Raw genomic sequence first — 22953 nt, forward strand, 5'->3', positions numbered from 1 at the left:
TTTCTTTATTAGTAGGCTCTAGACAGCATAATATACTTATATAAAAGTAGATAGGGTGCTGTTTCAAGCGCGCAAAGATACAAAATAAAATAAAAAGAGTGTTGAAGTAGTGACTTTGAATAGGTATAAAGGATTATAAAATTATAAATAACAAACATGAAAATACTTACAAAGCTTATCAATCGTACCGCTACTATAGAATCATGAAAGGTGTAATAAATTAATAGATTAACAATAATTAGTAATATACCTAAGACGGCTCTATAAGTATTTCGATGGTATTCGATTAATTCTAATATCTCATCAAACTTCATTAAAGACGCAATCATCATAGAGAAATATCGCTTTGCAAGAATAAATATGGTTAGTCCAGTTAAGATGAGTGTAAATGTCTTAAAATCTAATAATGATTGACCTTCAGTAAAGGATAGTTTTGTAATCCATAAAGCCAAACCAATAGTGTATACGGTCACTGTAATGATTCTGAGACCATGATTTGGGTTCTCGTTCCTAGAGACTTTAATGTATCGATTACTTATCGCAGCACTTAGTAAGTGATAAAATTCACTTTTGTAAATCCACTTTGCAATTACTAATAGTAACAGACAAAATGCGATAACTATGGTAGCCCAGTTATTTATATATGATTCTCTCAGTTCCATAGGTTGTAAAAATAAGTTCTTTTGTTTTTCGTTAGTACAGCTAGGCTATTTATTTCGTTATTTTTACCAACTCTATGAAGAAATCAATTGTAATAATTCCTACTTATAACGAAAAGGAAAATATATCCATGATAATTGAGTCTGTGTTCTCTCTTTATCAAGATGTACATGTATTAATTGTAGATGATAATTCACCAGATGGTACATCTGCGATTGTAGAGGATTATCAGTCAGGTTTTTCTGATAGACTTTTTTTAGAAAAAAGAGCTGGGAAACAAGGCCTAGGTACTGCTTATATACATGGTTTTAAATGGGCTCTAGTTAGAGATTATGATTACATATTTGAAATGGATGCAGATTTTTCACATAACCCTGCAGATCTATTTAAACTTTACACCGCCTGTGAGCTTGGTGCAGATCTTGCTATAGGAAGTAGATATGTAAAAGGTGTTAATGTGGTAAACTGGCCTATGTCACGTATTTTACTGTCTTATGGAGCTTCAAAATATGTTAGATGGATTACTAGAATGCAAATTCACGATACTACAGCAGGATTTGTATGTTATAAAGCTAGTTTATTAAGAAAATTTAATTTGAATAAGATTAAATTTGTAGGCTACGCATTTCAAATAGAAATGAAGTTTAAAGCGTGGTTACTTAGAGCTCAGATTGTTGAGGTGCCAGTAATTTTTACAGACCGCTCTAGAGGTCATTCTAAGATGAGCGGCGGTATTATAAGTGAAGCCGTTTTTGGGGTTTTAAAAATGAAGATAAGTAGTTTATTAGGGAAACTAGATATATGAGAAAGACGTTAATTAAAAATGCCAAGATTGTTACTGATGGAATCACTAGAAATGGTGATCTTCTTATTGAAGGTGATGTTATAAAAGAGATTTCTGAAAGTATAAGTGCCAAAGATGGTAATACAATTATTATCGATGCAGAAGGTAAATACTTATTACCAGGTGTTATAGATGATCAGGTTCATTTTAGAGAGCCTGGATTGACTCATAAGGGAAATATTGAATCTGAAAGTGCAGCTGCGGTCGCCGGAGGAATTACCACCTACATGGAAATGCCTAATACCTCTCCACAAACGACAACCATTAAAGAATGGGAAAATAAAATGGCTATAGCTGCTAAAGATAGTTATGCCAATTATGCTTTCATGTTTGGTGGGACGAATGATAATCTAGACGAAATTCTTAAGGTAGATGTAACTAAAGTGCCTGCGTTAAAGCTGTTTTTAGGATCGTCTACTGGTAATATGCTGGTTGATGATAAAGAAGTGCTTAAAAAAATATTTTCTAACGTAAAGTTGAGAATAGCACTACATTGTGAAGATGAAGCAACCATCAAAGCTAATTTACAGCAGGCTATTGATACCTATGGAGATGATATCCCTATGGAGCAACATCCTATTATAAGAAGTGAAGAAGCTTGTTATCTAAGTAGTTCTGGAGCAGTTGAATTAGCCAAAGAAACGGGTGGTAGGATTCATGTATTCCATCTTTCAACAGGGAAAGAAACAAATCTTTTTAATAATAAAAAGGCTATTAAGGATAAGCAAATCACATCAGAAGTCTGTATACATCATCTGTGGTTTAGTGATGAAGATTATGCTGCAAAAGGTTCATTAATTAAATGGAATCCAGCTGTGAAAACAGCAAAGGATCGTGAAGAAATATGGGAGGCATTACTAGATGATCGTATCGATGTAATTGCCACAGATCATGCGCCTCATACTATTGATGAGAAATCTAATTCTTATTTAAAGTGTCCTAGTGGTGGACCATTAGTGCAACATGCTTTACCGGCTATGATGCAGTTTGTTGCAAAAGAGAAAATATCGATTGAAAAAGTAGTAGAAAAAATGTGCCATAATCCAGCATTGTTGTTTGGTATTGCAGATCGTGGTTTTATTAGAGAAGGCTTCAAAGCAGATCTTGTACTTGTTGATCCCAATAATCCATGGACGGTAACTAAAGATAATATATTGGCAAAATGTGGGTGGTCACCTTTTGAAGGTGTTACCTTTAATAGTCGTATCACTCATACGTTTGTAAATGGTCACCTAGCATATCAAAATTTCAAGGTAAATCAGGTGAAAAATGCTCAAGCGCTTACTTTTCAACGATGAGAAAGTTGTTAGCGATTTTAAGTTTATTGATAATAGGAGCTTGCTCTGGTATAGAAAGAACACCAAAGCCAGATCCTTTTTTTGATACTGAAAAAATGGCTTCTATAATGACAGATGTTTATTTAATTGAAGGTTCTATGACTTCTAATCGTAAATCTTTTGTCGATTTGGGAATTATACCGGATCAATACGTTTATCAAAAACACGGTATTGACAGTATCTCATTTAAGAACAATTTTAATTATTACGCAGATAGGGTAGAGGATTTTATTGAAGTTTTAGACTTAGTTGATAAAAAATTACTAGTCATTAAAGATAGCGTGACAGCAAGACAAAATAATATCAATAAAGCTGTTCCCCAATTAGACTCTATATCAAAAAATAAGATTGATAAAGTTCTAGAGTCTGTAAAATAAGCTTCTTCTTATTTTAAAGTTTTTAAGTAGTAATCGCTTACTCGCTGGATGCTTTTATCAATTGGTGTGTAGTTAAAATCTACATGCTCTTTAATCTTTAAACCATCATACTTACTGTGAGAGGTTAATGATTGAACGGTAGCACGTTCTAGGCCTCTATTAAAACCTATCCAGTGGCCTATCTTCATTGTTGCAGATATGAGATATAATATCCATTTAGGGACCATGATCTTAGGTGCTTTCTTTTTTAAGCTATGACTTATTTTACTTAAAATTTCTTTATAATGAATCGATGATTGAACGATAATAAAACGTTCATTTACGATATCAGAATTCATAAGTTGTATCATCGCGTTGGTAACATCTCTTACGTCTACAAAACCACTGGATCCATCGGTATAAAAAGGTTGTTTCCTATAAGTTTGAGAGAATAATTTTCCAGATCCACTTTCCCAATTTCCTTCACCTATAATAACACCAGGATTAACTATAATAACATTCATCCCTTCTTGAGTAGCACGCCATACTTCCATCTCGCCACCATATTTTGAAATGGCATAGTTGCTGTTTTTTGCGTCTAGATTAAAAAAGTCTTCTTCATTTATAGCTCGTTGTCCTACTGGTTCGCCCAGCGTTGCTATACTACTTACATAGCATAGTTTCTCTATTTGATGAGCTTGCGCGGTATTGATAACATTAGAAGTTCCTGTTACATTAGCCTTCTTCATTTGCCAGAAAGGAGCGCCATCTACAATAGCTGCGCAGTGATAAACCTGTGTAATGCCATCCATGGCTTCTTCTAGGCTTGGTATTTCTAGAATATCACCTTGTACCCATTCAATCTCGTCAACTAACTGATCTTTGTTAGCACCATAAGAATTAAATATAGCACGTGTTTTATCGATACTCTTAAGATCTCGATATATCGCTCTTGTTGGAGTTCCGCTTTCGCAAAAGCGATATAACAAATGTCCACCTACTAGTCCAGTGCCGCCAGTTACTAAAATCATATGGTAAAAGTACATAAACCGCGCTTTAAATACTCTTAAAAGTGCGGTAAAGCCTATATATTTGCAGCTTAAATATTTTGAGATGGCTTACAATTTTGCAGAAGAACTAAGATGGAGAGGTATGATACATGATATCATGCCAGGAACTGAAGAATTACTTGAAAAAGAAGTTGTTACAGGATATATAGGTTTTGATCCTACTGCAGATTCTTTACATATAGGTAGTATGGTGCAAATCATTTTATTGATGCATTTGCAACGTGCAGGTCATAGACCTATTGCTTTAGTAGGTGGTGCTACAGGTATGATAGGCGATCCATCTGGTAAAAGTGATGAACGCAATTTGTTGACTCAAGATATATTAGATAAAAATATTGCTGGTGTACAGTCTGTATTATCCAGATTTATCGATTTTGAAAAAGGAGATGATGCGACCAAAGCTGTTCTAGTGAATAACTATGACTGGATGAAAAACTTTAGCCTTATAGATTTTGCTAGGGATGTAGGGAAACACATAACTGTTAACTACATGATGGCTAAAGATTCTGTAAAGAAACGTGTTCAAGGTGAAGGCGAAGGAATGAGCTTTACAGAGTTTACATATCAACTTTTTCAAGGTTATGACTATGTTCATCTTTATGAAAATATGGGTTGTAAGCTACAAATAGGTGGTAGCGATCAATGGGGAAATATAACAACTGGTACAGAATTAGTGCGTCGTAAATTAGGTGGTAAAGCGTATGCCTTAACGACACCATTAGTTACCAAGGCAGACGGAACTAAATTTGGTAAAACAGAGTCTGGAAATGTTTGGTTGGATACAGATAAAACATCGGTTTATAAGTTCTTTCAATTCTGGATTAATGCTACTGATGAAGATGCAATAAATTGGATTAAAATTTTCACATTCTTGGATAAAGAAACTTGTGAGTCTTTAATTGAAGAGCATGCAAAAGATCCTGGCTATAGAGTTTTGCAAAAACGTCTTGCAGAAGAAGTGACAGTTATGGTGCATGGTCGTGAGGCTTATGATACCGCTCTTAAAGCTTCGCAAATATTATTTAGTAAAACGGTAACTCCAGAGCAGTGGAGTGAATTTAATCAAGAAACTTTACTCGATATTTTTGAAGGTGTTCCACAAGCCGAAATTGCTAAAGATGCTTTAAAGGATGGTGTAGATCCTGTAACTCTCATGGCAGACTTAACAAGTTTCTTGCCGTCAAACAGTGAGGTACGTCGTGCTCTTAAAGAAAATAGTCTTTCTATCAATAAGAATAAAATAAACGCGGAGACAGTAATTACCACTGATAATTTAATTGCAGAGAATATGTTGTTGCTTCAACGTGGTAAACGTAATTACTTTTTAGTGTTAGTGAAGTAAAAGTTATTCCACAGCCATCAAATTGCAGCCTCTTATATCAGACTGATCAAACCTTCCTAGAACTTGAAAAGTGCCATCGGGTAATACTTTACCTAGATCTTGTGTAGCAATAAAGGAACAGGAATTATAGTTAGCTAGATCTATTATGTTAAGTCCACCAGTTTTTGAGGATTTTAATAAACTCAATGGATCATTAGTGTCTCGAGTAGTCACTTTCATCCATGGTGGCGTGGTAAAATTAATACCATCGCTAGCATAGGCTTGTGATAATAGCTCTGTCATGCCGTATTCACTTTGTATGCTTGCTTTCGCGAAAGCGGACTTTAAAATATCATGCAGCTCCTGTTTAATGATTTCCTTACGCATGCCTTTCATTCCACCAGTCTCAATGATGATGGTTTGAGATAATTCTTGAGGGAACTTTTCTGCTAGTTGAAGTAGCGCAAAGGTGACTCCTATAAGAATGACCTTTTGATTATTTTGCTGTAAGGTTTTAAGCACTTGTGCAAGTTCATCTATATTATTAAGATAGAAGCCGCTAGATGGATGTTTACTCTTTTCTATCCAGCGTTGTGCCATATAAACCAAAGAAGATCCACTGCGCTCTAAGTAATGCGGTAGTAAGGCGAGTACAGCATAATCTTCATGATTACCATAAGTGATGTCAAAGCTTTTATCCAAACTTAAATCATATACACCAGTATCAGTGATATGATGTTTAGATGTGGTCATGCCTGTGGTTCCGCTACTGGTAAAAGTAATTTCTGACTTATTAGTATTACTAACAATATGGTGGCTCTTGAAAAACGAAATTGGAAGATATGGGATTTCATCTACCGATTGTGGTGTCGTTCTACCTATTAAATGACAGTATTTATGATATACAGCGTTGTGATCTAATTGATGTTTAAAGATGGCTAGTGCCAATTCTTCAAAATTAGATGATGATGTTATATTAAAAACTGACTGAAACAATAGGAAGTGTTTATTGATTTCAAAAGTAAATAAAAAAGCGCCGCAGTAACACTGCGGCGCTTGATTTATAAAAGTTTTGTAATTCTTATTGAACGACTAACTTTCTAGTTTGTGAATTTCCATTTTGAGAAATCTTTACAATGTAAAGACCAGCATTTAATGAAGATACATTGATAGAGTTAGTTACTGCTTTTTGAGAAATAACTTGCTGTCCTAATGCAGAGTAAATAATGACATCTACAGGATTACCATTCTCTACAGAGATATTGATTTCATTACCAGAAACTGGATTAGGGAATAATTTAAAGCTGTTTTTAGTAAACTGCTCATTTGATAATGTAAAGTCGTTTACAGCACCTGGTGTGCCTAAGTCACCTGCGCCAAAAGTACTTGTTGCAAGTCCCCAGTTAACACCTAGATCATTGTCTGTCGCATTATACTTTGATACTGCAAGTTCCATACTAGCGCCATTACCGTCAGGGAATGTAGCGCCGTTATCCCAAGATACTTCATCGATTACTGTTCCGCCGCACTGAATCGATAGTTCATCTAATCCATTTCCTAAGAAAGTAGAAGTTCCATCATAAACATAATCAGGTGTAATTCCACCGTTTAATGTTGTGTTTGCATTCGCTACAAAAACAGCATATCCATTTGCAGGAACTATGACAGATGTAACAATCGTAAAGTTTTCTCCAGAATTAGTAAGATCAACTATTTCATAACCTAACATATCGATAGGTGCGCTTGTCGTATTGTAAACCTCAAAATACTCACCTTCATTATCCTGGGACGCATTTGGGTTTTGCATGATCTCTGTTAAAATAATATCACCAGGATTTGCACATGTAACGTTTGCTAAACAAGCTGGGCTTGAAATATTACGAGATAAATTACAAGCGCTATTTGCTGGGTCACCTGTTACTGTAACTGTAAAGTCAACACCTTCAGTAACACCAGTAATCATAATTTGACCAGCTGCAACCGTTGATGGATTGTCTCCAGCAATAGTTCCATTTCCTGCCGTATCTATTGTATAAGTAGAAGTACCACCGCCGGTATAATCGATAGTTACATCATATAAATCTACACCAGATGTTGAAGTCTGACAAGTTTCAGTTATAGTCGCTAATTGTAAATCACATGGGAAAGAAACGTCAAAGCTAGTAGCGTCTGTAGCAAGTACGGTTGCGCCATCTAACATGTCAACTGTTACAGCATAAGCCATACCATCACTTACTGCTACTGCAAAAGGCGATGTAGCATTCGCAGTTGCCGTTCCATTTACAGTTACCGTAAAAGTTCCACCTGCAGGTAAGTTAAGCGCTGTCCATGTAACATCTACACTAGTTGTTCCTCCTTGTAGGCTACTACCATTTCCAGGAGCGGTAATGGTTACTGTAGGGTTAGTGTTAGGAGTTGAAGAGTAAGAGCCTGTTCCAATTATTGATTCAAATGTTGTAGATCCACACTGACCATCTAAAGTATTAGGAGTGCTTGTCACCCAATTTGCTTGATTAAAAGTAGCATCAGGACCTGTACCATCTACTCTTTTTGCATAAGAATCTAAATATTCCCAAGTTTCTCCAGTTCCGTCTACTTGAGTTCCGTAAGTATCAATAACAGTCATTGTAGCGCTTTCAATAATACGTACAGCATCATCTCCATTGTTGTTTGCTGTTCCAGCTGCTTGATAGTCTGCAGCAACAATGCCAGGGAATTCGCTATTTAATAAAGCTTCAGTTCCTGAGTATACATAAACGAAAGAATTTGTTCGAGTTCCAAAAGGTGTCAAATCAAATGGAGTACCAAAAGCACCCCCATTTGCAGATTTCTCTAATGTAAACTGTGTGAAATCTACAGTTCCATTTGCATAAATTTCGATAAGTTTTGGTGTTCCACCTGTACAAGTACCATCAACTATAGAAGTGATTATAGGTTGTTGTGCGAAAGAAATTGCTGCAACGAAGAACATTGCAACCGTAAAGTAAATTTGTTTCATCTCTGATTGTTTTTTGCAAATATACATTATTCATAATCCTGCAGTCTTGACTTTAAGGGATTTAATGTTAACATAACATCAGATGTAATAAATTAATCAACCATTTAACACAACGGATTTTGTCTATTTTACGACGATTTTCTCTACGTGATTAATGTCCTCTCCAGATATTGAGATTAAGTATATTCCTGCTTTCAAAGAGCTTAAATCAACTTTTACTATTTCATTAAAGTTTGATGTTTTATTGAAAACAATTCTTCCATTGAAGTCATATATGGTAAGAAGACCATTGTTGACTTGATTCAATGAAGCAATTGAGACTAGTCCGTTAGTAGGATTAGGGAAGATATTGAAAGAGTTAATGGATTCATTATCATTGCTTAGAGGTGCTGGTGTATCAAATGCTTCAATTTGATCAAATCGGTTGTTGCTGTCTCCTTGTGTAGCGCTAAAACCTAAACCTCTGGCTGCAAAAACTTCCCATATTCTATCACTGTTAACACCGCCATTTGCAATCATGTCTGCCTGTAGAATGGCGTCTCTACCATCTACAAAGCCAGGATTACAAGGCTGTAGTTTCATGCCGTCCATAATTAGTTGCATTGCAATATTGTTTCCGCCAGTTCCATTAAACAGATCAGGATCATATCCATAATCACTTATAAATCTCCAGGATAGATCCCATAGCATACTAGCCCATATAGAGCCAATCCCATGTGGTGCGGAAAAGTTTGCATTGTTAGTGTCGCCAAATGTTACTGGATTGATATTAAAATCAGTGCTATAAGGAAAATTTCTAATTCCAGGTCCAGTTACAGATTGATTTGTAGAATAGGTTCCTATACCTCTTATATCGGTACCTAAATCTCCTGGTTCTATAGTAATGATAAGACTGAACCAGTCACTCCAGCCTTCACCCATTTGTTCATTATTACTTAAGCAACTAGGGTTTGCAGGACCACCTGTCAATCGTGTTGAAATACCATGCCCATATTCATGTGCTACAATTCCATTATCTAAACTACCATCTTTTCTAAAAAGACCCGTATTGTTCAAACTAGCGTTGATAGTCGTGCCACCTTGTAATGCTGCAATTAAAGAATTACCATCATTTTGACTAATCATAATTGATGGAATAGTGACTAGATTTCCGTCATTCCCTGGTGCCATCGCGATAGGTGCAGTCGCAGCATTATTGACTACAATCACGGCAATAGCTCCTTGATTTTGCGCAGCAAGAACTTTAGTCCCAAATTGGCAATTACCACGACGCATTACTACAATTTTTCCATTTAATGATGGGCCGTTTGTAATAACATCACAAGCATCGCTAATGTCTGTAGATACACCTCCGGAATTATCGTCTATAACCAAGGCTAAATCTGATACTAAAGGACTATTAGGACTCGGTAAACTATTGCCGAAAGCTGCTGGCTCACCATCATAACTGCCAGCGAGGTTACTGTTGTTTATCGTTAAAGGGTTTACTCCACCAGTGGTAGGCGCGTTCCATAAAAACATATTCATTCTAGGATTACCACCATCTCCAGGAGTACCAAAGGTTGCGTTATTAAATCCGCTACCATCCTGAGCATCTGCAACGACAAAGTCTCCTTCTAGACCACCATTACCATAGTTATTAGATTGGAAATTTCCACTGGCTTCATCAAATCCGTACTGATACCAAATATCATGCATCATGTTATTCATATAGAATAGGTTAACAGTTGATCCATTAATATTATCTCTAGCAGGAACGTCCAGCTGCTGTGGGAAACTAAAGTCTAGTGTAATCCCACCATCTGGTGATGCACCTATAGTGGATCCATCGCCATCAAAGTCGTCTTGAGCAAATACATTATTTCCTCTTGTAATAGTGAAATCAGGTCCTACAACAGCATTAGTGTCATGCCATCCAAAAGGTGATGCAACTGGATCTGCAGGACTATTTACTATAGATTCATTCCCATGATTAGGACTTTCTAATGGAAGAGCATAAACGTTATATTGAGAATTGTCCATGAAAGTAGTAGCTGTTTGTGTACTAAACGTCTCTGTAAAATAGCTGCTATGACGTGGTTGATGTTGATTTTCTTCATCATGACTGAAGTTACAACTAATTACTAAATCAATTTCCTTAATTAATTCACCAGATATACTGTCAATGTATAATAAATACATGTGTTGATTATCATTAGTTTCTATGTAGACTTGCCAGGTGAGTCTTAATATATTTTCAGTTTTAATATAAATAGGATTAAGCTTGATCGGTTTTGATGATAAAGAGCTATTTGAGAAATGTAATATGCCGTTTTGATCGGTTCCAGTAGCATACGTATTGGTGTTAAAATTTAATTCCATCGAGCTAGCAGCTTGATGAATTGCAGTTATTGGTTCAATAGCGTTATTGGTCGAGTTTATTTTACTAATAATGTTCTTTTCAAATGAAATGGAGCTACTAATCACCTCATTATCTTTAATTAAGAACATAGAAGAGCTATTTGCAATTTCAATCCCTTGATAGTATTGAGATATATAAACGGTCTGAGCATTCAGACTTTTTGAAAAAGAGCTTGTAGTGACTTTTAGTTCGTTAATATCTTGAACTTCAAAAAGATAAGTGCTTTTGTTTTGATTTAAAAATTCTTTCGCTATACTGGTATATTCTTGTGCAGTGGCCTGTAAGCAAGTGATTGTTATAAATAGGGATATTAAAATTCTCATATATAATTGATAATCTGCGTAGTATTAAAGTCCCAATATACGTCTTGAATCTCATAATTCTATCACAAGACTTTGTTCATGTAACTGGTTTATGAAATTTCGCTTTCGCGAAAGCGGCTCTCAAAAAAGAGCATAGATTTAATATCGCTTAACTTAAAGCTAACAATCAATTAATTTTAATTGCTGATAAACTTATTAACTTAGCAGCTTACTTTACACTAAGATGAAAGACGCTATTGCAAAGATTTTATTGGTAGATGATGAGCCAGATATTCTAGAAATCGTAAGCTATAATTTGAAAAACGAAGGTTATCAAGTTTTTACAGCTGAGAATGGAAAAGAAGGTGTTCAAAAGGCCAAGAAGAAAAAGCCAGACTTGATCATTCTAGACGTTATGATGCCTATCATGGATGGTATTGAAGCTTGCGAGCAAATCCGTAAAATTCCAGAATTAGATCATACTATTATTACGTTCTTAACTGCACGTGGTGAGGATTATTCAATGATCGCCGGTTTTGATGCTGGTGCAGATGATTATATTGCAAAACCTATCAAGCCACGCGTATTAGTTTCTAAAGTAAAATCTTTATTGCGTCGCAATACGATGCCTAAAGGTGATGAAGGTAATATTGTTAAGATAGGTGACCTAGTTATCGATAAAGATCAATATAAAATCATCTTTAAGAAAGAAGAAATTATTTTGCCACGCAAAGAATTTGAACTACTTTCATTACTTACTTCAAAGCCTGGAAAGGTTTTTAAAAGAGAAGAGATTCTCGATGTGGTATGGGGTAATGAAGTTATTGTAGGTGGTAGAACTATTGATGTTCATATCAGAAAACTAAGAGAAAAACTAGGTGACGATAGCTTTAAAACCGTAAAAGGTGTAGGCTATAAATATGTCAAATAACTCTTCTAATACTAAACGCAGCTATCGATTTGCAATTAGATCATCTCTATTTATTACAATAGTTTTTGGTCTATTATTGCTATTGTTCCATCTTATTTTTGATCTTGAGTTTAAAAAATGGTGGCATGAACTGATCATGGTTTTGCTTCTTTTTTCTAGTTCCTTTTTTATAATACAATATCGTGTACAGCGATTTATATATCGTCGTATTAAAAAGATTTATGAGGATGTAAGTCTTTTAGAAACCAGCAGTTTTACAGATCGAGAGATTGCGACAGATATGCGTACATTAACAGAGCAGGTAGAGCGATTTGCAAAAGATAAAAAGATAGAAATTGAAACTTTGAAAGTTAGAGAAGCTTATAGAAAAGAATTCTTAGGTAATATCTCTCACGAACTTAAAACGCCACTTTTTACAGTACAAGGCTATATTGACACACTTATTGACGGAGCTCATAAAGATAAAGCCATACGTAAAAAGTATTTACAAAGAGCACAAAAAGGTGTGGAACGACTAACCTATATCGTTAAAGATATGGACATGATTACAAAGCTAGAGGTAGGCGACATGTCTCTAGAGGTGATAGATTTTGATATTGTAGAATTAGTGCAACAAGTCTTTGATCAATTTGAGATGAAGGCCGCAAAAAAGAACATTTCTCTAACCTTTGATATGGATTATACAGATCCTATTATAGTTTTTGCAGATCAAGAACGCATACAACAAGTGATTGCCAATCTAGTTGTTAATTCTATCAAATACGGTAAGCAAAACGGTACAACAGAGATAGCCATTGAAGATCTTATAAATAATAAAGTGATCGTTAGAGTTACAGACAATGGCGAGGGAATTAAGGCAGAATTTATACCACGATTATTTGAGCGATTCTTTAGAGTAGATCAAAGTGGTTCTCGTCGTGAAGGTGGATCTGGTTTAGGTCTAGCTATAGTAAAACACATTATAGAAGCCCATAATGAGAGCATCTATGTGGATAGTGAGCCTGGTATCGGTTCGGAGTTTTCGTTTACGTTAGAAAAAGTCTCTGATAATATATCAGATATTGAAGTAGTAGTTGAAGAGTAGATAGAATCTAATCCTTTATAAAGTTTTATTTTTTCTAACATCTCAATTTTAAAATCTTCTTGACTGGCAAAAGGAACAATGCCTTGATCATCTAATGATTGAGCGAGATACTCTTGTTCAAACTGTCCAGGTGTAGGTATAAAGAAAGCTTTTTTCCCTAGTTTATGTAGATCCATAATGGTAGTGTAACCACTGCGACTTAAGATGATATCACTGCGATCTAGAGCCTTTTGTAATCCTTCGGTAGATAAATAATTATAATAGGTGATATCACCTTTCTTTTCCATTTGTTGTTTTCCACTTACGTTACCTGCAATAAAAAGTACCTCGCCACTAAAACGTTTCACTTCGCTTAATAATTTACGTTCTAAAATACTACGTTGAGGTTCTGGACCAGAGAGAAGAACCATTAAATCGTATTTTATCTGTGATTTAGGATTGCGTTCAAACCTACTTAATGGTCCCAGATAAACTTTAAAAATATCGTCATCGGTATGTTGAGATAATAATCCAGATAAATTCTGTATACCATCTACATCGGGTATCCAACAATAATCAAACTTTTTTATATAATGCAAGTGTAGTTGGGTGCTTAACCAAGTCGTTGAGCCCGATAATACTTGCAATTGATGTGTGATAATCACACTAGGAATAATTTTACTATACAAGCCTAATCTATTGTCCGATATAACACCGTCTAATTGATGATGCGCAATTAACTCAGCTAGCATCAAGTGTTCTTTACGTATAGCATTCCAGATTTTAGGAGAGTCCTTAAGTAATTTAAGTTTTAAGAATTGTCCTTTTTCTGGATACGAAATCTCATAACTAGGTAATTCAATAAATTTTAATCTCGGAAATTCTTTTTTTAATAGTTCTAAAGCCATTCCATCGCTTGCTATGATAGGGTTGTCACCATTTCTGATAATAGCATTGATGATAGGAATACAACGAGTTGCATGACCTAATCCCCAATTTAGTGGTGCAACCAGAATGTTTTTAGATATTTGCATATTCAAATATAAGTGTCTTTAAACCATAAGGGTTTAAGGATTAATTATCCATCTATTAAATAATTGTATTGGGATCTAAGAATAAATTAAAGCGATTTAACGAAAACGAAACATTCGATAACGTTATTCAACCTACTCGGGAAGAGATGACTACTGCTTTTGAGTGGAAAGGTAAATGGGCTACATTTTTTAAAAACGATAATCCTATAACCTTAGAATTAGGTTGTGGTAAAGGAGAATATACCATTGACCTAGCACGCAAATACCCTAACCGTAATTTTATAGGTGTAGATATAAAAGGTGCTCGTTTCTGGCGTGGTGCAAAAACAGCTATTGAGGAAGGACTCACTAATGTCGCTTTTTTGAGAACTCAAATAGAACTAGTTGAGTATGCTTTTGGAAAGAATGAGATAGATGAAATATGGATTACTTTTCCAGATCCACAAATAAAATATAAGCGCACTAAGCACCGCATGACTAATCCAGAATTTTTATCTAAGTATAAAAACATTCTTGTAGAAGGTGGATTTATTAATCTCAAAACAGATTCTGAGTTTATGCATGGTTATACATTGGGTTTATTGCAAGGACTAGGTGAAGATATTGTCTTTGCGCATCATGACATCTATACACACACTGAAGCGCCTGAAGAAGTAGTAAGTACCCAGACTTTTTATGAAAAGCAGTATCTTGAGCAAGGTAAAGCCATAACTTACCTTAAATTTAGACTGCGATAAATGATTACGTTTTTACATTTTATTTTTGGTTTTTGTGTCGGTTTTGTAGGAGTCATTCCTCCAGGATTATTGAATTTAACAGCTGCTAAAATAAGTGTAAAACAAAGTAGACGAGCCGCAGTCGTATTTGCCTTAGGTGCCGCTGTTGTTGTAATTGCGCAGGTTTATGTAGGAGTGTTTTTTTCTAAATTGCTTAATGATAATCCAGAGATTTTAATTACTCTTGAAAAATTTGCGATTGCCGTTTTTATAGCCTTATCTATTTTCTTTTTTATAAAAGCTAGACTGGATAATTCTCCAGAAATACAACCAGTAGATAAATCAGATGTAAAGCTTTTTAGTCAAGGTATTATTTTGTCAGCATTAAATATTTTCCCGATTCCTTTTTACATAGGTTTTAGCTCGTTCCTTGCAGGTCGCGGTCTATTTACCTTTGAATATCCCATGGCTCATTTGTTTATACTAGGTGCTTCTATGGGGACTTTTATGATGCTGTTTGCATACATCAAATATGTTAAGAAATTTGGTTTTGACAGTCATACATTTGCTAGTAAAATCAATTATCTACTTTCCGCTTTAACCATGGTCATTGCCTTATTCACTTTAATACGTATTTATGAAATCTTCTAATGATTTTTATGATCGTGTTTTTAAGGTAGTAAGACTAATTCCTTATGGTCGTGTCACTAGTTATGGCGCCATAGCACGATATATTGGTGCGCCGCGCAGTAGTAGGACAGTAGGGTATGCTATGAATGCTAGTCACAATGTGCCAGGCATACCAGCGCAACGCGTTGTAAATCGCAATGGTTTATTAACGGGTAAGCACCATTTTCAGGGCACTAATCTTATGCAACAACTTTTAGAAAGTGAAGGGATCACTGTAATCGAGGATCAAATTCAAAATTTCAAAGAAATCTATTGGGATCCTAATCTAGAGTTACCTGATTTTAAAGAATAATAGAGGTTATTTTGACTTCGCTTTCGCGAAAGCGTAATTCTTAACAACAGATTATCAGTTTCTTATTTAGATTGCTTTTAATTAAGTGTCTTGCTGCTTATCTTTGTAGTATTCTAAAGAAGCTATGAAAATAGAAAAACAACAAGTAATGAAGGCGCTAGAAACCATATCGGTTCCTGGTCATGGACAAAATATGGTAGAAAGTGGTGCCATTAAAAACGTACTCGTTTTTGGAGATGAGGTAGTGGTAGATGTCACTATTGATAATCCTAGCTTACAAGCTAAAAAAAAGACAGAGGTTTCTATTCTACAAGCTATTCATAAAGAGGTTTATGAAAAAGCTCAGATTAAAGTAAATCTTAAAGTAGAAGCACCTGTTACTGAAAACAAGGCTCCAGAAATTAAAGGAAAAGCGATTCCTGGTATTGATAATATTATCGCTGTGGCCTCTGGAAAAGGTGGTGTAGGGAAATCTACCGTAACTGCAAATCTAGCAGTGTCACTTGCAAAAATGGGCTTTAAAGTAGGATTACTAGATGCAGATATCTATGGTCCTAGTGCTACCATAATGTTTGATGTAGTAAATGAAAAGCCACTATCGGTTAATGTAGATGGTAAATCTAAAATGAAGCCCGTGGAGAGTTATGGGGTTAAGATCCTTTCCATAGGATTCTTTACACAACCAGATCAGGCGGTCGTATGGCGAGGACCTATGGCTGCAAAGGCTTTAAATCAGATGATTTTTGATGCTGCATGGGGTAATTTAGATTTTCTAGTAGTCGATTTACCGCCAGGTACGGGAGATATTCACTTATCAATAATGCAATCATTACCATTAACAGGTGCTGTTGTTGTTAGTACTCCACAGACTGTTGCTCTTGCAGATGCTCGTAAAGGTGTTGCAATGTTTCAACAAGAAAGCATAAATGTACCTGTATTAGGGATCATTGAGAATATGGCTTATTTCACACCACCAGAATTACCAGAGAATAAATATCATATTTTTGGTAAAGATGGAGCAAGGCACCTAGCAGAAGATCTTAAAGTACCATTCTTAGGAGAGTTACCTTTATTACAAAGTATAAGAGAAGCAGGTGATGTAGGTCGTCCGGCGGCTATGCAAGAAGGAACTGAAATAGAATCTGCTTTTACAGAGATCACTAAAAACGTTGTAGAGCAAACTGTGCGACGCAACAGTGCTTTACCACCTACGAGAGCGATAGAAATAACAACTATGGCAGGTTGTAGTGCAGTAAATAAATAAAATTATGACAGGAACCGAACTTAAGGCCGCTGTTGAAGCTGGGCTAGAAGAAATCAGACCTTTTTTACAACGCGACGCTGGTGATATCGAGCTCGTAGATATTAAAGATGATAAATATGTCACAGTACGCTTGTTGGGAACTTGTGTCGGTTGTCATGTAAATCAGATGACTTTAAAGTCTGGTGTGGAACTCACCGTTAAGAAACACGCTCCTCAAATAGAAAGTGTAATAGACATTTCTGGTCAGGATTTAAAAGAAGAATATCGTGATAATATAGAGTTGTAAACTCTATCAAGCATAAAAAAGCCGATTCGTATGAATCGGCTTTTTTTATGATGTAATTTGTCTATTAGTAATTAAGAAAAGGCGTTTTCTCCAGTAATATCTAAACCTGTTATTAATAAATGAATGTCGTGAGTACCTTCATAAGTTATAACACTTTCTAGGTTCATAGAGTGACGCATAATGCTATACTCGCCAGTAATTCCCATACCACCTAACATTTGTCTTGCTTCTCTAGCTATGTTGATGGCTATTTCTACATTATTACGTTTAGCCATAGAGATTTGAGCACTAGTCGCCTTTCCTTGCTCACGCAGTACACCTAATCGCCAAGCTAGCAATTGGGCTTTAGTGATTTCAGTAATCATTTCTGCGAGCTTCTTTTGCTGTAATTGGAAACCAGCGATTGGTTTGCCAAACTGTATGCGTTCTTTTGAATATCTTAGTGCTGTGTCATAGCAATCCATAGCTGCACCTATCGCGCCCCATGCAATCCCAAAACGGGCACTATCTAGACAACTTAATGGTGCGCCTAGTCCACTGCGCCCTGGTAAAATATTTGATTTAGGAACTTTTACATCTTGAAAAATTAATTCTCCTGTAGCACTTGCTCTTAAAGACCATTTATTATGGGTTTCTGGTGTTGTAAATCCTTCCATTCCACGTTCTACTAAAAGGCCATGAATACGATCATTTTCATCCTTTGCCCATACAACAGCAACATCGCAAAATGGACTGTTAGATATCCATAGTTTTGCACCGTTAAGTATGACATGATCACCAGCATCTTTAAAACGAGTAACCATTCCGCTAGGATTAGATCCATGATCTGGCTCTGTTAAGCCAAAGGACCCCATAAACTCACCACTAGCTAATTTAGGTAGAAATTTTTGTTTTTGCTCTTCAGTACCATATTTCCATATAGGATACATTACTAAAGAAGATTGAACAGATGCAGTAGAGCGCACTCCACTATCACCGCGTTCTATTTCTTGCATGATTAAACCATATGAAATCTGATCCAATCCAGCTCCACCATACTCTTCTGGTATATAAGGTCCGAATGCACCAATGGAAGCAAGTCCTGGAATAATACTTTTAGGAAACTTTGCATCTTGTGCTGCCTGTTCAATGATAGGGGAAACGTCACGCTTGACCCATGCACGGGCAGCATCACGTATCATTATATGTTCCTCAGTTAAAAGGTCGTCCAGGTTATAATAATCTGGTGCTTCAAATAAGTCTGGTTTCATCGTTTCAATCGTTTTCGTAAATATACTTTTCTTAAGTCAGATGCTCAAAGTGTTGCTTACATTTTTAAATAGAAATCTCTGACTAGGTTAATATAGTCTGTAGTGTAAAGGTGTCTACTTATTTCAATAGTGAGTAGGTCTGGTTTTATCTCGCTTTCGCAAAAGCGTAATTCTAATAAGCTTCTCTTGATTGGGCTAGATTCTGTCCCTTTAACATGTGTGATTCGAGCTGGAAAGAGTTTGTAATGTGCCGCAATACCTAAGAAATGACGCTCTCTGTCGATAGGTATAACACATGCAAAAATCCCATCCTCATCTAGTAACTTATAAACTCCATAGATGAGTTCCTCAAAGGGTAGGGCATCATCAAAACGTGCTTGCTCTCGATTTTTTTTAATATCGGTGTCTGTTGTAATATTACTAGAGTTAAAAAATGGTGGATTGCTTATGATTAAATCGTAAGTCTCATCTATTTCTTCAAAAAACTCTTGAAACGAAGCATGAAAACAGAACAATCGATCACCCCATGGGCTGTTTTCAAAGTTAGTAGCGGCTTGCTCAAAAGCGTCTTCATCTAGTTCTACAGCTTCTATCTGTGCGCTATGAAAACGTTGTGCCATCATTAAAGAAATAACACCAGTTCCAGCTCCTATGTCTAATATACGATCGGGATCTGGAGTGCTGTCTTCGCTGGCCCATGCTCCTAAAAGTACGCCATCTGTACCTATTTTTTGAGCACAACGATCTTGAGCTACTTCAAATTCTTTGAATTTAAAAATGCTCATATAGTATTATTCTGTAAGGTACATTTCTATAAGACCATCAGGCGTTTCAACGGTAATGGTTTGAGTCTCACGATTTACTTCTTTTATGAAGTCATCGTTCATCGGGATTAATATTTCTATCCCATTTTGTTCCACCTCAAATAAGGCTTGAGATGTAGTGTCATTAACTCCGGTAATAATCCCTACTTCTCCATAGTTTACATCAACCATTTTGTAATTGATGATTTCATGAAAATAGAATTTATTTCCTTTTAATGGTGGTAAAGCTGTAAGTGGTAGGAACAAGTCGTGTTTCATTAATGCGTCTGCAGCAGCTTCATCATCGATGTCCTCAAACCTAACCCTTAATAGGAGCGATTTGTGTAGTTGACTAGATTCAATAAAAAATGGAACCAAGTTTTTACCGATTTCGATAAAAACTGATTCCATTTCTGTAAATAGCTCAGGTTCGTCAGTGTCTAATTTGACAAGCAACTCACCTTTAAAGCTAAATTTATTTACTATAGTACCTACGTAGAAACAATCCTTCTTACGCATGACTATAATTTATTCTTCTTCGCTAGATGCGTCTGCAGTTTCTACTACAGGTGCATTTGCAGCGATACGAGCTTCATTGATAGCTTTTTCTGCATCAAGTGCTTTAGCAGCAGCTGCATCAGCATCTTTTTGAAGTCCACCAGCTTTTGCAGCAATCTTAGCTTCTTTTTCAGAGGTCCAAGCGTTGAATTTTTCTTCCATTTGCTCTTCAGTAAATGCTCCTTTTTTAACACCACCTTTAAGGTGTTTTTTAAGCATTACTCCTTTATAACCTAAAATTGCACGAGCAGTATCTGTAGGTTGTGCTCCATTTTCTAACCATTTTACAGCTCCGTCAACATCAAGGTTGATTGTCGCAGGGTTAGTGTTAGGGTTGTAAGTACCTATTTTGTCTAGATATTTACCATCTCTCTTTGAACGTGCATCTGCTGCAACGATCCAATAGAATGGTTTACCTTTCTTTCCGTGTCTCTGTAATCTAATTTTTACTGGCATATCATTAAAATTTGTGGGTGCCCGACCCTAGTTATTAATTTGAGTGTGCAAAAATATACTTATTTTAATAATGAGCAGCATATCTTTTATTTTTATTTACATTTGCTCAAACACATTTTTAAGAATGAGATTGATTAAACAGCTTTTTATTTATTCACTTGCGCTATTTGCATTTACCGCTTGTGAAGACAATTTAGAGGATGATAACATCCCAGCAATCCAGGCCGTACGCAACGGTGATTTTTTTAAGTCTACTCAAATGACTGCTGTGGCAAACGCAGATGGCTCAGTGACAATCACTGGTTTGAATAGAATTGAACAACTTCAATTTAATCTAGAGTCTGCAAATGCAGGTACCTATCCGCTAGGTTCTGGATCACCAAACGAGGCTGTCTACACATTTAATAATACAGACGTTTATTCAACAAATGAAGGAGCTGGTACTGGTCAGGTAGTATTATCTGCTGGTACACCTGCTGGAACTTTAACAGGTACTTTTTCTTTTGTGAGCTATTTACCTATGAATGCAGATTCATTATACATGCGTCAAGGTGTTATCTTTCAAGTACCATTTGGTAGTCCTATAGGGCCTGGAAGTAGTGCTACTGCTAGTAGTCTTGCTGCTGATGTTGATGGAGTAGCTTTTACACCTACTGTTATTTCCCCTATTAATGCAGGTGGTTCTATTGTGGTAAATGCATCAAATGGAGCTAATTCAATTGTGTTAACTTTTCCCGAGACTATCACGGTAGGTTCTTATACATTTGCTAGTTCAGGCATGTATACGGCAAATTATATATCTGGTGGTACACCTACACCGGCAATATCTGGTACATTAGATATTACAGCGGTAGATGCGGTTGCTGGTTCAGTAACAGGTACGTTCTCTTTTATGACAGGACCGCCTAATGATTTCAATATTACAAACGGAGCTTTTACTGTGTTTTATTAAGTAAAAATCTTTAAATAAAAAAAGCCTCTTGAACTAAGAGGCTTTTTTTATGGAGTTAATTTTTTAGATAGATTTTTTTACCAGAATAATCTATAATAGCTTTAGATTTTATTAAAAAGTCTGCACCAAGTAAGCCGTTAATGCTACGCATTCCTTCGGCTTTTAAAGCCTGATTAATAAAACTCATATCCATGGTTAGTAGACTGCAATCGTTATCAATCCATTCCCCTAATTGCATAATGTTGTTATGTGCGATTTGTGGAATTAAGGATCCGCTTGCGGTACCTATTTCTTGATTCATTTTTTCAGATTGCAATTGATATCTTTCTGATAAATCTTGATTTAAGCAAGTTGCACTGGCGCCAGTATCTATTATAAAACGTCCTGTATGTCCGTTAATAGATGCTTTGGTTATAATATGGCCACTTTTTTCAGATAGTCGGATAGTGTGTGATAAGTATCCACGACTTTCTAGTGTTTTTTTAAGTGAAAACATGAGTTGAGTTTGTGGTAAATATAAATACGCTTTCGCGAAAGCGTACTTCAAACAAATCTTTATTTTTGTAAAATGATTTTAACAGATACACATACACATTTATATAGCGAAGCATTTGATGAAGACCGAAAAGAGATGATGCAACGAGCAATTGATGCTGGTGTGGAACGTTTTTTTGTACCGGCTATTGACTCTACTTATACACCAGCGATGCTGAAATTGAAAAAGGATTATCCTAGCTATGTACATTTGATGGCTGGTTTACATCCGACGCATGTTAAAGAGAACTATCTAGAAGAGCTAGCGCATGTTCATGAGATGCTGGATAAAGAACAATTTGTTGCGATTGGTGAAATAGGTTTGGACTTATACTGGAGTGATGAGTTTAAGTCTCAACAAATTGAGGCGTTTAAAACTCAGATTGACTGGTCTATTAAGCGTGAACTTCCCATTGCAATCCACTGTAGAGATGCGTTTGATGAGGTTTTTGAGGTGCTTGAATCTTATCGCGGCACTTCCTTAAATGGTATATTTCATTGTTTCACGGGCTCATTTAAGCAGGCTCAACTAGCTGTGGATTTAAATATGAGTTTAGGCATAGGTGGTGTTGCCACTTTTAAAAATGGAAAGATTGATAAATTTTTAAGTGAAATTGATTTAAAACACATCGTTTTAGAAACGGACGCACCTTATCTCGCGCCAGTTCCTTATAGAGGTAAACGTAATGAAAGTGCTTATATAGCGCTTGTAGCACAGAAATTGGCAGAGGTTTACGATACCGGTATAGAGCACATTGCCGAGGTAACAACCTTAAATTCTACTAAAATCTTCGGAGTGTAAGTGTTGAGATACTTACATTTACAGCCCCTAACT

General features: G+C 35.9%; 24 protein-coding genes. 13 read left to right on the plus strand and 11 right to left on the minus strand.

Annotated elements, in window-relative coordinates; genetic code table 11:
* Positions 1-8 precede the first annotated feature (8 nt).
* On the minus strand, positions 9-662 hold the full coding sequence (locus IL45_RS11285) for a DUF4271 domain-containing protein (protein WP_036583955.1): 654 nt from the start codon (positions 660-662) through the stop codon (positions 9-11).
* Positions 663-736: 74 nt separating this feature from the next.
* Between IL45_RS11285 and IL45_RS11290 the strand changes: the two genes are divergently transcribed.
* The 3 genes from IL45_RS11290 to IL45_RS11300 are packed head-to-tail and all read left to right on the plus strand — an operon-like array spanning position 737 to position 3218.
* A complete protein-coding gene (locus tag IL45_RS11290; protein ID WP_036583958.1) occupies positions 737-1465 on the plus strand; it encodes a polyprenol monophosphomannose synthase in 729 nt (242 codons plus the stop codon).
* On the plus strand, positions 1462-2802 hold the full coding sequence (locus IL45_RS11295; protein ID WP_036583961.1) for a dihydroorotase: 1341 nt from the start codon (positions 1462-1464) through the stop codon (positions 2800-2802). Before IL45_RS11290 ends, IL45_RS11295 begins: the two co-directional genes overlap by 4 nt.
* Positions 2799-3218 carry a DUF4296 domain-containing protein gene (locus IL45_RS11300; protein ID WP_036583963.1) on the plus strand — a complete coding sequence of 140 codons (420 nt, stop codon included), beginning with the start codon at positions 2799-2801 and terminating at the stop codon, positions 3216-3218. The genes IL45_RS11295 and IL45_RS11300 overlap by 4 nt, the downstream gene beginning before the upstream one ends.
* Before the next feature lie 8 nt (positions 3219-3226).
* On the opposite strand, the gene IL45_RS11305 is transcribed toward IL45_RS11300, so the two are convergent.
* Positions 3227-4243 (minus strand): NAD-dependent epimerase/dehydratase family protein, encoded by a 1017-nt coding sequence (locus IL45_RS11305; protein WP_235183342.1) that lies wholly within the window; start codon positions 4241-4243, stop codon positions 3227-3229.
* 67 nt (positions 4244-4310) lie between these two features.
* Here IL45_RS11305 and tyrS point away from each other — a divergent pair, with 67 nt between their 5' ends.
* The gene (gene tyrS, locus IL45_RS11310; protein ID WP_036583968.1) at positions 4311-5609 is read left to right on the plus strand and encodes a tyrosine--tRNA ligase; all 1299 of its coding nucleotides are present in this window, start codon (positions 4311-4313) and stop codon (positions 5607-5609) included.
* A 3-nt stretch (positions 5610-5612) separates the two neighbouring features.
* Here the strand turns inward: tyrS and IL45_RS11315 are convergent, their stop codons facing one another.
* From IL45_RS11315 to IL45_RS11325, 3 genes are all read right to left on the minus strand, one after another.
* Complete coding sequence (locus IL45_RS11315) at positions 5613-6584, minus strand: LuxE/PaaK family acyltransferase (RefSeq protein WP_036583971.1); 972 nt, start codon at positions 6582-6584, stop codon at positions 5613-5615.
* Positions 6585-6669: 85 nt separating this feature from the next.
* Positions 6670-8586, minus strand: coding sequence for a lamin tail domain-containing protein (locus tag IL45_RS11320; protein ID WP_036583974.1), 1917 nt, complete (start codon positions 8584-8586; stop codon positions 6670-6672).
* Positions 8587-8709: 123 nt separating this feature from the next.
* Entirely contained in the window at positions 8710-11310 is a 2601-nt protein-coding gene (locus IL45_RS11325; protein WP_036583978.1) for a T9SS-dependent M36 family metallopeptidase, read from the minus strand.
* A gap of 223 nt (positions 11311-11533) precedes the next feature.
* Between IL45_RS11325 and IL45_RS11330 the strand changes: the two genes are divergently transcribed.
* The gene (locus IL45_RS11330) at positions 11534-12220 is read left to right on the plus strand and encodes a response regulator transcription factor (RefSeq protein WP_036583981.1); all 687 of its coding nucleotides are present in this window, start codon (positions 11534-11536) and stop codon (positions 12218-12220) included.
* Positions 12210-13304, plus strand: coding sequence for a sensor histidine kinase (locus IL45_RS11335; RefSeq protein WP_036583984.1), 1095 nt, complete (start codon positions 12210-12212; stop codon positions 13302-13304). The genes IL45_RS11330 and IL45_RS11335 overlap by 11 nt, the downstream gene beginning before the upstream one ends.
* Here IL45_RS11335 and IL45_RS11340 read toward each other — a convergent pair.
* Positions 13205-14317, minus strand: a complete 1113-nt coding sequence (locus IL45_RS11340; protein WP_036583986.1) for a glycosyltransferase — start codon at positions 14315-14317, stop codon at positions 13205-13207. The genes IL45_RS11335 and IL45_RS11340 overlap by 100 nt on opposite strands.
* A gap of 68 nt (positions 14318-14385) precedes the next feature.
* Between IL45_RS11340 and trmB the strand changes: the two genes are divergently transcribed.
* The 5 genes from trmB (at position 14386) to IL45_RS11365 (ending at position 17565) form a co-directional block, all read left to right on the plus strand.
* A complete protein-coding gene (gene trmB, locus IL45_RS11345; RefSeq protein WP_036583988.1) occupies positions 14386-15054 on the plus strand; it encodes a tRNA (guanosine(46)-N7)-methyltransferase TrmB in 669 nt (222 codons plus the stop codon).
* Complete coding sequence (locus IL45_RS11350; protein WP_036583991.1) at positions 15055-15684, plus strand: LysE family transporter; 630 nt, start codon at positions 15055-15057, stop codon at positions 15682-15684.
* On the plus strand, positions 15671-16015 hold the full coding sequence (locus IL45_RS11355) for an MGMT family protein (protein ID WP_036583994.1): 345 nt from the start codon (positions 15671-15673) through the stop codon (positions 16013-16015). The genes IL45_RS11350 and IL45_RS11355 overlap by 14 nt, the downstream gene beginning before the upstream one ends.
* Positions 16016-16139: 124 nt before the next feature.
* Positions 16140-17279, plus strand: coding sequence for an Mrp/NBP35 family ATP-binding protein (locus tag IL45_RS11360; RefSeq protein ID WP_036583996.1), 1140 nt, complete (start codon positions 16140-16142; stop codon positions 17277-17279).
* Positions 17280-17283: 4 nt separating this feature from the next.
* Entirely contained in the window at positions 17284-17565 is a 282-nt protein-coding gene (locus IL45_RS11365) for a NifU family protein (RefSeq protein WP_036583997.1), read from the plus strand.
* Positions 17566-17636: 71 nt separating this feature from the next.
* Here the strand turns inward: IL45_RS11365 and IL45_RS11370 are convergent, their stop codons facing one another.
* Genes IL45_RS11370 through IL45_RS11385 form a run of 4 tightly spaced genes read right to left on the minus strand, consistent with a single transcriptional unit; the run spans position 17637 to position 20632 of the window.
* Positions 17637-18815 carry an acyl-CoA dehydrogenase family protein gene (locus IL45_RS11370; protein WP_036583999.1) on the minus strand — a complete coding sequence of 393 codons (1179 nt, stop codon included), beginning with the start codon at positions 18813-18815 and terminating at the stop codon, positions 17637-17639.
* A 56-nt stretch (positions 18816-18871) separates the two neighbouring features.
* A complete protein-coding gene (locus IL45_RS11375) occupies positions 18872-19600 on the minus strand; it encodes a tRNA1(Val) (adenine(37)-N6)-methyltransferase (RefSeq protein ID WP_036584002.1) in 729 nt (242 codons plus the stop codon).
* 6 nt (positions 19601-19606) lie between these two features.
* Positions 19607-20137 carry a ribosome maturation factor RimM gene (gene rimM, locus IL45_RS11380; protein ID WP_036584004.1) on the minus strand — a complete coding sequence of 177 codons (531 nt, stop codon included), beginning with the start codon at positions 20135-20137 and terminating at the stop codon, positions 19607-19609.
* Between the two features lie 9 nt (positions 20138-20146).
* On the minus strand, positions 20147-20632 hold the full coding sequence (locus IL45_RS11385; RefSeq protein ID WP_036584006.1) for a 30S ribosomal protein S16: 486 nt from the start codon (positions 20630-20632) through the stop codon (positions 20147-20149).
* 124 nt (positions 20633-20756) lie between these two features.
* Between IL45_RS11385 and IL45_RS11390 the strand changes: the two genes are divergently transcribed.
* Positions 20757-21584: a DUF6252 family protein gene (locus IL45_RS11390; protein WP_200875712.1), complete on the plus strand. Its 828-nt coding sequence runs from the start codon at positions 20757-20759 to the stop codon at positions 21582-21584.
* Between the two features lie 55 nt (positions 21585-21639).
* Here IL45_RS11390 and IL45_RS11395 read toward each other — a convergent pair whose 3' ends face one another.
* Positions 21640-22080 carry a retropepsin-like aspartic protease gene (locus tag IL45_RS11395; protein ID WP_036584012.1) on the minus strand — a complete coding sequence of 147 codons (441 nt, stop codon included), beginning with the start codon at positions 22078-22080 and terminating at the stop codon, positions 21640-21642.
* Positions 22081-22152: 72 nt separating this feature from the next.
* On the opposite strand from IL45_RS11395, the gene IL45_RS11400 reads away from it, so the two are divergent.
* Entirely contained in the window at positions 22153-22920 is a 768-nt protein-coding gene (locus IL45_RS11400) for a TatD family hydrolase (protein WP_200875713.1), read from the plus strand.
* Positions 22921-22953 lie beyond the last annotated feature (33 nt).

It is taken from the genome of Nonlabens ulvanivorans, assembly GCF_000732625.1.
In the GTDB taxonomy this organism is placed as follows: Bacteria; Bacteroidota; Bacteroidia; order Flavobacteriales; family Flavobacteriaceae; genus Nonlabens; species Nonlabens ulvanivorans.

Excerpts from the sequence above, each read along its gene's own strand:
- IL45_RS11390 (WP_200875712.1), top strand. The coding sequence starts at position 20,757 with ATGAGATTGATTAAACAGCTTTTTATTTATTCACTTGCGCTATTTGCA.
- IL45_RS11370 (WP_036583999.1), bottom strand. The coding sequence starts at position 18,815 with ATGAAACCAGACTTATTTGAAGCACCAGATTATTATAACCTGGACGAC.
- IL45_RS11350 (WP_036583991.1), top strand. The coding sequence starts at position 15,055 with ATGATTACGTTTTTACATTTTATTTTTGGTTTTTGTGTCGGTTTTGTA.
- tyrS (WP_036583968.1), top strand. The coding sequence starts at position 4,311 with ATGGCTTACAATTTTGCAGAAGAACTAAGATGGAGAGGTATGATACAT.
- rimM (WP_036584004.1), bottom strand. The coding sequence starts at position 20,137 with ATGCGTAAGAAGGATTGTTTCTACGTAGGTACTATAGTAAATAAATTT.
- IL45_RS11355 (WP_036583994.1), top strand. The coding sequence starts at position 15,671 with ATGAAATCTTCTAATGATTTTTATGATCGTGTTTTTAAGGTAGTAAGA.
- IL45_RS11285 (WP_036583955.1), bottom strand. The coding sequence starts at position 662 with ATGGAACTGAGAGAATCATATATAAATAACTGGGCTACCATAGTTATC.
- IL45_RS11385 (WP_036584006.1), bottom strand. The coding sequence starts at position 20,632 with ATGCCAGTAAAAATTAGATTACAGAGACACGGAAAGAAAGGTAAACCA.
- IL45_RS11290 (WP_036583958.1), top strand. The coding sequence starts at position 737 with ATGAAGAAATCAATTGTAATAATTCCTACTTATAACGAAAAGGAAAAT.
- IL45_RS11330 (WP_036583981.1), top strand. The coding sequence starts at position 11,534 with ATGAAAGACGCTATTGCAAAGATTTTATTGGTAGATGATGAGCCAGAT.
- IL45_RS11365 (WP_036583997.1), top strand. The coding sequence starts at position 17,284 with ATGACAGGAACCGAACTTAAGGCCGCTGTTGAAGCTGGGCTAGAAGAA.
- IL45_RS11305 (WP_235183342.1), bottom strand. The coding sequence starts at position 4,243 with ATGTACTTTTACCATATGATTTTAGTAACTGGCGGCACTGGACTAGTA.
- IL45_RS11325 (WP_036583978.1), bottom strand. The coding sequence starts at position 11,310 with ATGAGAATTTTAATATCCCTATTTATAACAATCACTTGCTTACAGGCC.
- IL45_RS11320 (WP_036583974.1), bottom strand. The coding sequence starts at position 8,586 with ATGAAACAAATTTACTTTACGGTTGCAATGTTCTTCGTTGCAGCAATT.
- IL45_RS11375 (WP_036584002.1), bottom strand. The coding sequence starts at position 19,600 with ATGAGCATTTTTAAATTCAAAGAATTTGAAGTAGCTCAAGATCGTTGT.
- IL45_RS11360 (WP_036583996.1), top strand. The coding sequence starts at position 16,140 with ATGAAAATAGAAAAACAACAAGTAATGAAGGCGCTAGAAACCATATCG.
- IL45_RS11340 (WP_036583986.1), bottom strand. The coding sequence starts at position 14,317 with ATGCAAATATCTAAAAACATTCTGGTTGCACCACTAAATTGGGGATTA.
- IL45_RS11395 (WP_036584012.1), bottom strand. The coding sequence starts at position 22,080 with ATGTTTTCACTTAAAAAAACACTAGAAAGTCGTGGATACTTATCACAC.
- IL45_RS11335 (WP_036583984.1), top strand. The coding sequence starts at position 12,210 with ATGTCAAATAACTCTTCTAATACTAAACGCAGCTATCGATTTGCAATT.
- IL45_RS11300 (WP_036583963.1), top strand. The coding sequence starts at position 2,799 with ATGAGAAAGTTGTTAGCGATTTTAAGTTTATTGATAATAGGAGCTTGC.
- IL45_RS11295 (WP_036583961.1), top strand. The coding sequence starts at position 1,462 with ATGAGAAAGACGTTAATTAAAAATGCCAAGATTGTTACTGATGGAATC.
- IL45_RS11400 (WP_200875713.1), top strand. The coding sequence starts at position 22,153 with ATGATTTTAACAGATACACATACACATTTATATAGCGAAGCATTTGAT.